8 protein-coding genes are annotated in these 12,605 nt (G+C 71.9%); 5 read left to right on the forward strand and 3 right to left on the reverse strand.

What is annotated here, in order from left to right:
• Positions 1 to 69 precede the first annotated feature (69 nt).
• The gene (locus ACIQMR_RS20055) at positions 70 to 1,092 is read right to left on the reverse strand and encodes a zinc-dependent alcohol dehydrogenase family protein (protein ID WP_401388719.1); all 1,023 of its coding nucleotides are present in this window, start codon (positions 1,090 to 1,092) and stop codon (positions 70 to 72) included.
• A 196-nt stretch (positions 1,093 to 1,288) separates the two neighbouring features.
• On the opposite strand from ACIQMR_RS20055, the gene ACIQMR_RS20060 reads away from it, so the two are divergent.
• The 5 genes from ACIQMR_RS20060 to ACIQMR_RS20080 all read left to right on the forward strand — a co-directional run bounded on the left by ACIQMR_RS20060 (position 1,289) and on the right by ACIQMR_RS20080 (position 9,931).
• Positions 1,289 to 1,471 carry a hypothetical protein gene (locus ACIQMR_RS20060; RefSeq protein ID WP_401388721.1) on the forward strand — a complete coding sequence of 61 codons (183 nt, stop codon included), beginning with the start codon at positions 1,289 to 1,291 and terminating at the stop codon, positions 1,469 to 1,471.
• Positions 1,472 to 1,755: 284 nt separating this feature from the next.
• Entirely contained in the window at positions 1,756 to 2,727 is a 972-nt protein-coding gene (locus ACIQMR_RS20065; protein ID WP_401388898.1) for an SAM-dependent methyltransferase, read from the forward strand.
• Between the two features lie 205 nt (positions 2,728 to 2,932).
• Positions 2,933 to 5,002 carry a SpoIIE family protein phosphatase gene (locus tag ACIQMR_RS20070; protein ID WP_401388723.1) on the forward strand — a complete coding sequence of 690 codons (2,070 nt, stop codon included), beginning with the start codon at positions 2,933 to 2,935 and terminating at the stop codon, positions 5,000 to 5,002.
• A 78-nt stretch (positions 5,003 to 5,080) separates the two neighbouring features.
• The gene (locus ACIQMR_RS20075; RefSeq protein ID WP_401388725.1) at positions 5,081 to 7,612 is read left to right on the forward strand and encodes a SpoIIE family protein phosphatase; all 2,532 of its coding nucleotides are present in this window, start codon (positions 5,081 to 5,083) and stop codon (positions 7,610 to 7,612) included.
• A gap of 99 nt (positions 7,613 to 7,711) precedes the next feature.
• Entirely contained in the window at positions 7,712 to 9,931 is a 2,220-nt protein-coding gene (locus ACIQMR_RS20080) for an NADP-dependent isocitrate dehydrogenase (protein WP_401388727.1), read from the forward strand.
• 154 nt (positions 9,932 to 10,085) lie between these two features.
• On the opposite strand, the gene ACIQMR_RS20085 is transcribed toward ACIQMR_RS20080, so the two are convergent.
• Positions 10,086 to 10,970, reverse strand: a complete 885-nt coding sequence (locus ACIQMR_RS20085) for a peptidoglycan-binding protein (protein ID WP_266376902.1) — start codon at positions 10,968 to 10,970, stop codon at positions 10,086 to 10,088.
• A gap of 26 nt (positions 10,971 to 10,996) precedes the next feature.
• Positions 10,997 to 12,586: a DUF6519 domain-containing protein gene (locus ACIQMR_RS20090; RefSeq protein ID WP_401388730.1), complete on the reverse strand. Its 1,590-nt coding sequence runs from the start codon at positions 12,584 to 12,586 to the stop codon at positions 10,997 to 10,999.
• Positions 12,587 to 12,605: the final 19 nt, after the last annotated feature.

Genomic DNA, 12,605 nt, shown 5'->3' on the forward strand with positions numbered 1-12,605 from the left:
CAGACTGCGCAGCGGCCTGCCCGATAGGCAATTCCTCTTGCCGTTTCGGCAACTGTGACGCTGGCGAGGTCACTGCGTCAGGAGGACCGCCACCCCGGTGACGCGACCCGCCGCCAGGTCGGCCAGCGCCTGGTCCGCCCGCCGCATCGGGTAGCGCACCACCCGCACGGTGGGACGCAGCCGCGCCGCCTCGGCGAGGAAGGCGCGGCCGTCCTCACGGGTGTTGGCGGTGACGCTGCGCACCGAGCGTTCCTGGAACAGATGACGGTCGTAGTCGAGTGCGGGGATGCCGCTCAGGTGGATACCGGCGATCGCCAGGGTGCCGCCCCGGTCCAGGGCCTCCAGGGCCGTCGGTACCAGGCTCCCGGCCGGCGCGAACAGGATGGCGGAGTCCAGGGGCCGCGGCGGCGCGCCGGAACCGGCGGACGCGGCACCGAGCTCCAGGGCCAGCTGCCGCGCCTGCGGTGACCGGGTCACGACGTGGACCTCGGCGCCCCTGGAGACGGCGAGTTGGGCGGTCAGATGCGCGGAGGCGCCGAAACCGTAGATGCCCAGCCGGCCGCCCGCCGGCAGCTCGGCCCGCTCAAGAGCCCGGTATCCGATGATGCCGGCGCACAGCAGCGGAGCGGTGTCCTCGTCGTCCCAGCCGTCCGGGAGGCGGTAGACGTACCGGGCGTCCACGAGCGTGTGGGTGGCGAAGCCCCCGTGGATGTCCCAGCCGGTGTAACGGGAGGCGGGGCACAGGTTCTCCCGTCCTGTACGGCAGTAGCGGCACTGCCCGCAGGTGCCCGCCAGCCATGCGGCTCCCACCCGGTCGCCGACGCCGACACCCTCGACGGACCGTCCGGCGGCGATCACCTCGCCGACCACCTCATGGCCCGGAGTGCGGCGTGGCTCACGGGGCGTCAGATCGCCCTCGGCCAGGTGCAGGTCGGTGCGGCACACCCCGCATGCCCGGACGCTCAGCAGTACGTCGTACGGGCCGGGGCCGGGAGTCGCCCGCTCCACGTACCGCAACGGTCCCGAGGCGATCGGGGCGGGCCGCTCGACCACCCAGGCGGACGTGGTTCCGGTGCTCGGGAGTGCCGTCATCGCTCTCCTGCCGTGTGCTGCGTAAAAGCGTACCGACGGCGCCTCGGGGCCGCTGTCCGGCCGGGAAGCCGCGACAATGGTGGTGAGGTGTGCCCGCCGACGGGCGTCCCGTCCGGCGACCGCTCGGAAGAGTGGGAGAGCCAGGACCGGGTAGCCAGGGCGGAGACCCTCGGACGTCGTCGTGAAGGAGGTCGCCATGAAGCGAGCCAGGCAGCACGGGAAGCCCGTACTCAAGGCCGAGGAAGAGCTGGACCAGGAGATCATGGACGCCGAGCCGGACATGACCGGACGTCGACGGGCCCGTGGTGGCGCGGGAGATGTGCTCAGGACGAGGCGGCAGACCCCGCAGGGCGAGCGCACGAGCGACCGGCAGCTCTAGCAGCCGGCAGCCGGAACAACGGGGGACCGGCCGCACTCCGTCGTGGCGTCGCCGAAAGCCACGGCGGAGTGCGCCGCACACAGCACGTTCCGTGCCGACCGTCCGCGATTCCCGCGGCGCCGCCGCATCGGCGGAACCCGGGTGGGTCGCCTTCCGCAGCCCTCGGAACTCAGCGTGCCCGATTCGTTGCCCGCAGCTAATATGAGTGGATAGCGCGCGCTTTCTGAGCGCCGGCTCTGAATGCTCATTCAGATCTCGCGCACCGAATCGGCAGGCAGGTGAGTGTGTTGATCGGGTCGAAAAGAACTTCCGTCTACAAGGGCACCTCGTCCGAGGCGATCCGCCATCAGTACGATTTCCTCGGCGAATTCTACCGACTGACACTCGGCCCGGAACTCGTCTACTCCTACGCGATGTGGGAGGACGGGGACACGCTCGAATCGGCCCAGTTGCGCAAACTCGACCATCATGCCGCCGCCGCCCGGGCCACAGGTGCCGAGCGGGTGCTCGACGTCGGATGCGGCTGGGGCAGCCTCATGCAGCGACTGGTGGAGAACCACCAGGTGGGCCATGTCGTGGGCCTCACGATGAGTCCGGGGCAGGCGGCCTGGATCCGCGACAAGGGATGGCCGAACTGCGAAATCCGCGTCGAGAACTGGTTCGACCACGAGCCGGACGCCTCCTACGACGCCATTATCGCCATCGAGGCGATCGAGCATTTCGCGGGAACCACCATGTGGCGGAGCAAGCGCATTGCCCGCTATCGCACATTCTTCGAGCGCTGCCATTCCTGGCTGCGACCGGGCGGCCGGGTTTCGTTGCAGGCCAACGCCTGGAACGGCAGTGGCTGGCTCTCGTCCCTCGTACTGCCGCCGCGCGTGCTGGCCGCGCAGGCCGAGCCGGGCGCCGGCAGAAACCGGCTCGGTCTCAAGGACATTCACGACGGCTTCAACAACCTTCGCGAGGGCATGCACGCCTCGCGCAAGGTGTTCCCGCAGTGCTTCCTTCCGACGCGGGCCGAGCTGACCGAGGCCGGCCGGGGACTGTTCAGCGTCATGGAGGTGCGCAGCGACCCGGAGGACGGCCTGGCGACCGTCGGTGCCTGGCTGGAGCGGGCGCAGGCCAACCGCGTCCGGGGTGCCGAACTCATCGGCGCGAACGCGGTTTCCGACATCATCAGGGAGCAGCGCACGGCTCTGAAGTTCCTGCGCGAGCGGCGCTACACGGCGCTGCGCATGGTCTTCGAGAAGGTGTGACCGGCGAGCCGGCTCGGGCCTCTTCCGGGCGGGCGGCCGTGGGGCACGTGGGCGTGCCCCACGGCCGCCGCCGCGACGCTCGGGCCTGGCCTGTGCCCCTCGCCGGTGCCCCCTGAGCTCTTGTTGACCGTGACAGAGCCTTGGATAAGGTGATTTCTTAGTAAATGCACCCGATCGCTGCACCGGTGATGCGTTAGGCCGTTGCGTGGACACTCAGGAGCCGACGAGCGAACTGCCGGACCAGCCGCTGACGGCGGTCGGGTACGCGGGTGTGCTCCGTGAACTGCTCCCCGTCGCGCTCTGGCGGACCGACGGCCAGGGGCGTCTCGTGGAGTGGTCGCTCGCGGCCCAGGACCTGCTCGGCCACACGCCGGAGGAATTGCTGGGCCGACACGTCGTCCCGGCCCTGGTGCCGGAGGCCAACTGGGACCTGGCCGTGCAGCTGGAGCAGCGGGTCCTGGCCGGAGAGGCCGTGGTCGGCACGCTCCCGGTGCGGCACCGCGACGGACACTTCGTGCCGATGGAGATGTGGATCTGCCCCTCCGCCGATCCCCAGGGGGAGATGGGGGTCATGGTCATCGCCATGGAGACCTCCGCGGTCCGGAGCATGCGGTCCTCACTGGCCGCCCTGGAGGGCCTCTTCACCCAGTCACCCATCGGGCTCGCCATCCTCGGGCCCGATCTGCGCTATCTGCGGGTCAACGACGCGCTCGCGCGGATGAACGGCTTCCCCGCCGCCCACCACCTCGGCAAGCGGCCCACCGAGGTCGTCCCGGGGGTCAACGTCGAGGCACTCGAAGCGCTCATGCGCGACGTCCTGGACCACGGTGAGGCGGTGGTGGACGTACGGGGCACCGGTCGCACGCCGGCCGATCCCGGACGCGACCGTATGTGGTCCTGCTCCTTCGCCCCGCTCCTCGACGGCGCCGGCCGGAGCCTGGGACTCATCGCCTCCCTGATCGACATCAGCGACCAGGAGGAGGCCCGCTCCCGGGCCGACCGGGCCCAGGAGCGCTTCGCCGTGCTGGCCGAGGCCGGAGCGCGCATCGGGACGACGCTGGACCTGCGGCAGACCGCCGAGGAGGTGGTGGAGATGCTGGTGCCGAGGGTGGCCGACTCGGCCGACGTGCAACTGCTGGAGGAAGTGCTCGGCCCCGACGAGGCCGCAGCGTCCAGCCAGGGCGTGGTGCGCCGGATGGCCGCCGTGTTCCCCGACCCGGACGCTCCCACCGCGAAACTGGGCGTGGGCATGACCTTCCAGGTGCCGATCGGCTCGGTGTACCAGCGGGTCATCGCCGAGGGACGCCCCTTGAACCTCTGTCTGAGCGATCTGCCCACGCTGTTCCCCGGTCCGCAGGGCGAACCGCTGCGTACGTACTTCGCCGACCGCATCGCCTGCGCCCGGCTCATCCCGCTCCTCGCCCGCGGCAAGGTCCTCGGCGGAGTCGTACTGACACGCACCCACGGCCGTGAACCGTTCGACGAACAGGACCGGGTACTCATCGACGAGCTGGTCGCCAGAGCGGCGCTGAACATCGACAACGCCCTCATGTACACCAGCCAGCGGGAGGCGGCCCTGACCCTTCAGCGCAGCCTGACGAGCAGCACGCTGCCCGCGGTGACCGGCCTGGAGCTCAACGGGTGCTACCTCCCCGCCAGTGACCACGAGGTCGGCGGCGACTGGTTCGACGTCATCGCGCTGCCCGACGGCAGAACCGGGCTCGTGATCGGCGATGTCATGGGCCACGGAATCCACGCGGCAGCCGTCATGGGGCAGCTGCGCACAGCGGTGCGCACGCTCGCACGGCACCACATCCCCCCGGCCGAGATGCTGTGCTCCCTCGACGCGGCGGTGGCCGACCTCGGCGAGAACGAGATGGCGACCTGCGTCTACGCCGTCCACGATCCGGCGTCCGGCGACTGTCTGATCGCCCGGGCCGGGCATCCGCCGCCGGCCGTGGTCGGCGCCGGGGGAGAGGTCGTGTTCCTCCACGGCCCTCCCGGCACGCCCCTGGGCGCGGGCGGTGCGGAATTCCGGACCGAGCGGGTGACGCTGGCCCCCGGGGCACTGCTGGTGCTCTACACGGACGGTCTGATCGAGGCCCGCGACAGGGACGTCGACGAGGGCATGCGCCAGCTCGCCCGGGCCCTGACGCAACTCGACCGTCCGCTCGACGAGATCTGTGACCGGGTCATCGGCCGGCTGCTGCCCGCAGCGGCGCAGGACGACGTGGCGGTGCTGCTCGCCAGACGTCTCCCGCGCCGGTCGGCGTAGCGCCCCTGGCCCCGGTGAGGGACGTGGACCATCATGAGAGCGGCTGGAACGGTGGACGGACGAGCCCGCATGCGCGCCATGGAAACCGATCAGGACTACCCCTTCGCCGTCGCCAACACGGCCGCGGCCCTGCTGGACGACGCCGGGACGATCCTGGCCTGGACGCCGGCGGCGGAAGCGCTGCTGGAGCGGCGCTCCACCGACGTGTGCGGCCGCCCGGTCCGGGACCTGCTGGCGGACGCGAGCAGCTGGGGAGCCGTACTGGCCCGCAGGACGCGGGAGGGCTGGGAGGGGCAGGCCACTCTCCGGCACGGCTCGGGACGTGACCTGGCGATCGGGTTCCGCGTCCTTCCGTTGCACGACGGCCGGCGCGAGAGCGCGGCACGCTGCCTCGTGATCGGAGCTCCCGCGGACCTGGTCGCCAAGTGGCGGCAGGACCACGCCTTCACCCAGGAGCTGTTCCTGCAGGGCAGGGTGGGTCTGGCCGTGTTCGACGGGAGCCTGCGGCTGCAGCGGACCAACTCGCACCTGCTGCCGTTCACCGGTGTGCCCGTCGATCTGGCGGGCCGGCGCCTGGACGACTTCCTGCGTGCCGAGGACGCCCGGGCCATCGACGAGCGGCTCCGGGAAGTCCTGCGCAGCGGGACTCCGCTCATCGCCTTCAACGTCTTCGCCCGTACCCTGGACGACCCCCTGGGCGGCCGTGACCTGTCCCTCTCGGCCTTCCGGCTCCAGGGGTCCGAGGGCCGTCCGATGGGTGTGGCGACCGTCTTCACCGATGTCACCGACCACGTGCGGGCGAGTGGCCGCCTCGAGCTCCTCTACCGCGCCACCGAAGCGATGAGCGGGTCCCTGTCCGTGATGCGCACCGTGGAGGACCTGGCCGGCGTCCTCACGCCGGCGTTCGGGGACTGTGCCGCCGTGGACCTCGCGGAGACCGTGCTGACCGGTGGCGAACCGCCGGCGGACGGGCGGCACGCGCTCGTGCTGCTGAGGATGGCCGTCGCCGGAGGGGAATCCGGCGTACTGCGCTCGGGCACCGCGCATGTCGCGGACGTCCCGTCCCTCCCCGTCGCGGACGTGCCCCTTGCCCCGGACGCCCCCGCGTTGGACGCCCCATCTCCGGATGCCCCTGCGTTGGACGCCCCATCTCCGGACGCCCCCGCTCCGGACGCCCCCGCGCGGGACGGCCAGGGCGTGCTGATCAGGCTCGACCAGGACGCCCCGACGCCGGCCGGCGGCGCGCCCCCGGACTGGGCAGGCGCCGTACCCGGCGCGCACTCGGCGATGGCCGCGCCGCTGTACGCACGCGGCACCATGTTCGGCCGGCTCCTGCTGTGGCGTACCGGGAGCCGTCCGGCCCTGGACGAGGACGACCTGGAACTCCTGGAGGAGATCGCCACCCGCTCCGCGCTCGCCGTGGACAACGCCCGCCGGTTCACCAAGGAGCGCCGCACGGCCCTGGGTCTCCAGCGCAGCCTCCTTCCGCCGGCGACCTCGGAGAGGCCCGCCCTGGAGACCGCCGGCGCGTATCTGCCCGCCGACTCCGACAGCGGTGTGGGCGGCGACTGGTTCGACGTCATCCCGCTGTCGTCGGCCCGTGTCGCCCTGGTCGTCGGGGACGTGGCAGGTCACGGTCTGCACGCCACCGCGATGATGGGGCGCCTGCGCAGTGCCGTACGCGCCCTGGCCGACCTCGACCTGGAACCCGAGGAACTCCTGGTGCACCTGGACGACCTGGTCCTCCAAGTGTCCGCCGAGGCGGACACCTGGGAGGCGGAGAGCGGCGACGGGGACATCCCCGTGCCGTCCGGCCCGGCCGGCGCCACCTGTCTGTACGTCGTCTACGACCCGGTCGCCCGGCAGTGCGTCATGGCGAGCGCCGGGCATCCCCCGCCCGCGGTCGTCGGCCCCGACGGCACGGTGGAGTACGTCCAGCTGAGCCCCGGACCGCCGCTCGGGGTCGGCGGCTGGCCGTTCGAGACGACGGAACGCGATCTGGCCCCGGGCAGCGTCCTCGCCCTCTACACCGACGGCCTGATCGAGCGCGGAGAGGGCGACATCGACGAGGGGATGCAGGACCTGGCCGACCGCCTGGTGCGCGCGGAGGTACTGGAGCGGCCACTGCGGCAGGCCCGCCACGACATCGTCAGCGATCTGCCGCCGGGCCGGCTCAGCGACGACGTCACGCTCCTGCTGGCCCGTACCCGGGTCGTGCCCCCCGACGCCACCGCGACCTGGCAGCTCGAAGCCGACCCGGCGCTCGTCGGCCGGGCGCGCCATCTGGTGCTGGAGCAGCTGTCCCGGTGGGACCTCGACGAGCTGGCCTTCACCACCGAACTCGTCGCCAGTGAGCTCGTCACCAACGCCATCCGCTACGCCGGTGGTCCCGTACGGCTCCGGCTCATTCGTACGGATGTCCTGACATGCGAGGTGTCCGACCCCAGCAACACCCAGCCGAGGATGCGCCGGGCACGGACGTCGGAGGAGGGCGGCCGCGGGCTGTATCTCGTCGCCCAGCTCTCGCACCGCTGGGGCAGCCGCTACACCCGTGAAGGCAAGACCGTCTGGTCCGAGCAGTGCCTGCCGCTCACCGATCGCCTGCGCTGAGCCGGTCACGGCCCGAGGGGCAGGGCCCTGTCGAGAGGGGAGCCGTACCGAGATATCTTGATGTCGAGCAATGTTGCAGACGTGGAGAGCGGAGCACCGGTGACTGACTCGACCATCATCTACACCCACACTGACGAGGCCCCGGCCCTGGCGACGTATTCGTTCCTGCCGGTGGTCCAGGCGTACGCCTCGACGGCCGGAGTCGCCGTGGAGACCCGTGACATCTCCCTGGCGGGACGGATCATCTCCGGCTTCCCCGAGTACCTGGACGAGGACCGGCGCATCGGCGACGCGCTCGCCGAGCTCGGTGAGCTGGCCAAGACGCCGGGCGCGAACATCATCAAGCTGCCGAACATCTCAGCCTCGATCCCGCAGCTGAAGGCCGCGATCGCCGAGCTGCAGGAGCAGGGCTACGCGCTGCCGGACTACCCGGACGACCCCAGGACCGACGAGGAGCGCGACATCCGCGCCCGCTACGACAAGGTCAAGGGCAGCGCCGTCAACCCGGTCCTGCGTGAGGGCAACTCCGACCGCCGCGCCCCCGCGTCGGTCAAGAACTACGCCAAGACGCACCCGCACCGCATGGGCGCCTGGTCGGCCGACTCGAAGACCAACGTCGCGCACATGACGGCCGACGACTTCCGTTCCACCGAGAAGTCCGCGGTCATCGCCGAGGACGGCGCCCTGCGCATCGAGCTGGTCGGCGACGACGGCACCACCACCGTGCTGCGCGAGTCCGTGCCCGTGCTCGCCGGCGAGGTCGTGGACGCCTCCGTCATGCGTGTCGCCGTGCTGCGCGAGTTCCTCAGCGAGCAGGTCGCGCGGGCCAAGGCCGAGGACGTGCTCTTCTCGGTCCACCTGAAGGCCACGATGATGAAGGTCTCCGACCCGATCGTCTTCGGCCACGTGGTCCGCGCCTTCTTCCCGAAGACCTTCGCCCGGTTCGGCGAGACCTTCGCGACGGCCGGCCTCACCCCGAACGACGGCCTCGGCGGCATCCTCAAGGGCGCCGAGTCCCTGCCCGAGGGCGCCGCGATCAAGGCGTCCTTCGAGGCCGAGCTGGCCGAGGGCCCGGCGCTGGCCATGGTCGACTCCGATCGCGGCATCACCAACCTGCACGTCCCGAGCGACGTCATCGTCGACGCCTCCATGCCGGCCATGATCCGCACCTCCGGCCACATGTGGGGCCCCGACGGCCAGGAGGCCGACACCCTCGCCGTGCTGCCCGACAGCAGCTACGCCGGCGTCTACCAGGTCGTCCTCGACGACTGCCGCGCCAACGGCGCCTTCGACCCCGCCACGATGGGCTCGGTGCCGAACGTCGGACTCATGGCGCAGAAGGCCGAGGAGTACGGCAGCCACGACAAGACCTTCGAGATCCAGCACACCGGTACCGTCCGCCTGGTCGACCGGGCCGGGAACACCGTGCTGGAGCAGGCCGTCTCCGCGGGCGACATCTTCCGCGCCTGCCAGACGAAGGACGCGCCGATCCGCGACTGGGTCAAGCTCGCCGTCACCCGCGCCCGCGCCACCGGCGACCCGGCCGTCTTCTGGCTGGACCAGGAGCGCGCCCACGACGCGAACCTCATCGCCAAGGTCGAGGAGTACCTGCGGGAGCACGACACCGAGGGCCTGCAGATCGAGATCAAGTCGCCGGTCGAGGCGACCCGCTTCTCCCTGGAGCGCATCCGCCGCGGCGAGAACACGATCTCCGTCACCGGCAACGTGCTCCGTGACTACCTGACGGACCTGTTCCCCATCCTGGAGCTGGGCACCAGCGCCAAGATGCTCTCCGTCGTCCCGCTCATGAACGGCGGCGGACTGTTCGAGACCGGCGCCGGCGGCTCCGCGCCCAAGCACGTCCAGCAGCTCGTCAAGGAGAACTACCTGCGCTGGGACAGCCTCGGCGAGTTCTTCGCGCTGGCGGCCAGCTTCGAGCACCTTGCGACGACCACGGGCAACGCGCGCGCCCAGGTCCTCGCCGACACGCTCGACCGCGCGACGGCCACCTTCCTCAACGAGGACAAGTCGCCGACGCGCCGTGTGGGCGGCATCGACAACCGCGGCAGCCACTTCTACCTGGCGCTGTACTGGGCCCAGGAGCTGGCGAAGCAGACCGACGACGCCCAGCTCGCGGAGGCGTTCGGGCCGCTGGCCAAGACGCTGACCGAGCAGGAGAAGACGATCGTCGACGAGCTGATCGCCGTCCAGGGCTCGCCGGCCGACATCGGCGGCTACTACCAGCCCGACGTGACCAAGGCGGCGGCGGTCATGCGTCCGTCGAAGACCCTCAACCAGGCGCTCGCGACCCTCGGCTGAGGCTCGCTCGCGACCCTCGGCCGAGGCCGGGGTCCCGCGACAGGACGTCCCGCCCACGCGGGCGGGACGTCCCGCGTCCGTACGCGTTCCGCCCCGGCCGGTTCACCACCGACCGGGGCGGACCCGTTCACGCGCCCGCGGCGCCCGTCACGGCTCAGACGTTGGGCACCTTCAGCCGGTCCCAGCTCGCCTTCCCGGGAATGCCGTCGGCGGCGCTCCCCGAGTAGCCGAGCTTGCGCTGCCAGGCCGCGTACGACGCCCGGTCGGCCTCGGTCCACTCCGGCCCCGGACCCACCTCGTACCGACCGCAGCCCTCCGCCACCAGCCGCTTGCCCATCGCCGTGATGACGGCGCTGCGCCGGCCCGGCGCGAAGAACGCGGCCCCGGGGAACGGTTCGTGGGGCGTCGACGGCTTCGGGGGCGGCGGCTTCGGCGGGCCGTCCGGCCGGCCGCCGAGGCGCTCGCGGATCCTGCCCCGCATCGAGTCCATCGTGAAACCACGCGGATCGATCTTCCCCGGCTGCCATTCCTTGTGCCCGATCACCGAGCGGTGCGACCAGCCGTGCGCCCGGCAGATCGCCGCAGCCGCCTTCTCGATCGCCTCCAGCTGGGCCGCCGGCCAAGGATCGCTGCCGTTGCCGAGGTTGACGCACTCGAAGCCGTAGAAGTAGCGATTGCCGTCGGTGTTCGCCTCGTTGTCGGCGGGCAGCGCGGACTCGTTGATCACGGCGCGCAGTACGTCGTCGTCGCCGAGCCCGGCATGGTTGGCCCGGCCGTTGCCGACCAGGTGGACCGAGCCGTCCTTGGCGATCACTCCGTGGCACAGCGGCCCCGGCAGGCTCGAATGGCCGTTGTAACAGATGTCCACGGAGTTCTGCGTCCCGGACGTCACGGTGTGATGGATCATCACCCCGTGCACAGGACCCCACGGGCCCTTGTGATTGCGGTTGTGCGTGCGCCAGCTCCGGTGCTCGACGACACGCAGGCCCTCGTCACGGAGGACCTTGAGCAGTGTGGAGGCGGTCAGCGGCGTTGCCATCGTGGTGCTCCCTTCCGGCGGGTGCCTCAGTTCTCGGGCTGTGTCCGGTCGTTCCCCGCCGGCGGCAGGGCGGGCGGCGGTCCGGCCGTCGCGGCCCGTTCCGCGGCGACCGCCTCCTCCTCGGCCGCGGCCTCGGCCGCCAGCTCCTCCTCGTTCGCCGCGGGGATCGGGCCCGCCAGCGGGCCGAACGCGAGGCGCAGGTCGGCGACCGAGCCCTCGCCCCACACCCAGGCGAGCGGGGCGTGGTGCACCCGGACCCCGGCCGGGGACCGCAGCAGCGGCCGGCGCGCCGCGTCCGTCGGCCACTCCACATCGCCCGTCGCCGTCCGCGCTGCGACCAGCCAGAAGTCGCCGGGGCGGTACGTCCTGCCCGGCTCGAAGTACACCTGGACACCGTCCTCCAGCGACAGCCAGCCGCCCTCCTCGACGCGCAGCGCACCGCCCCGCGCCTTCGCGCCCTGCTTGCCCCGGCCCGCTCCCGCCGTCTGCCGGGAGCCCGCGCGATGGTCCCAGCGCCGCAGGAAGGGATGGAGCTCGGGCCGCCGGCCGACCGACGGGTCGGGCTCGGCGGACAGCCGCACCCGCCGGCCCGGCAGATCGACCTCCTCCACCCGCAGCAGCGGCAGCGGCTCACCGCGGCTGATGTACGCGGTGTCGGCGAACTCGACCTGGTCGCCCACGTTCAGATCGAGCTTGTCGTCGCTGCCGAGCGAGGCCAGCTCCACCCACGTGCCGTCGAGCGCGTCGACCGCGAAGGTCACGGAGCCGTTCTCCCGCGACCACTTGAACGTCGCGCCGTCGGCCGGGCCGCCCTCGTGGATCTCCACGCGGTACAGCTGGTTCTCCGGGCCCCGGTAGCGGGCGTCGGGCCGCAGCACGCACGGGTCTTCGTCCGCGTGGTCGGGGCGTTCGCTCCGTGCCGCCATCCGCGCGGTGGAGGCCTGCGCCGCCGCCCACTTGGCGAACGCCGCCCGGATCCTGCCCTTGTCCTGGTCCGCCCCGTCCTCCGGGTCCAGCTCCAGCTGCGAGCCGGCCAGCGGCAGCACCTGCCAGACCGTCTTCAGCCGGGCCGCGGTGTCGGGCATGGCGGCGCCCAGCGCCACCTCACGCAGCAGCGGATCCTCGGCCGCGGTGACCGAACGCTCCCACACCTTCAGATAGGCCAGATACGGGAACTGGGTGGGCAGCCGGTCCCCGGGCCGCTCCGGATCCCGGTAGCCGTCCGGCTGGTCCCAGTACGTCCAGGTGGCCGGGGGCGCGGGAGCGGTCGGCGCGTCCTTGTCGCCGCCGTCGGCCGGCGGCGCGTCGTCGACCGGGGTACCGGGCTCGGGGCGGGACGCGTCCAGCGCGATGCCGTCCACGTAGTAGCGGCCGCCCCCGATGGTCAGATCGTCGAGCTCGATACCGCGGCCCTCGAAACTCAGCGCGAAGCCGGTCGCTCCGGCCGGGCCGCCGTGCTGCCCGATCAGATCGGCCGCGACGGCGCGGGCCCGCGCCAGCTGGATCGCCGTCTGCTCGTTGGCGTCCGCGTCCAGCTGGACACGGCCCTGCTGGGCGATGACCGCCGCATAGTGCCGGTCGGGACGGAAGGTGCTGCGGGAGATGTCTGCGTGCATGGGAAGGGTTCCCCCTCGA

It is taken from the genome of Streptomyces sp. NPDC091376, assembly GCF_044757085.1.
GTDB classification, from domain to species: Bacteria; Actinomycetota; Actinomycetes; order Streptomycetales; family Streptomycetaceae; genus Streptomyces; species Streptomyces pratisoli.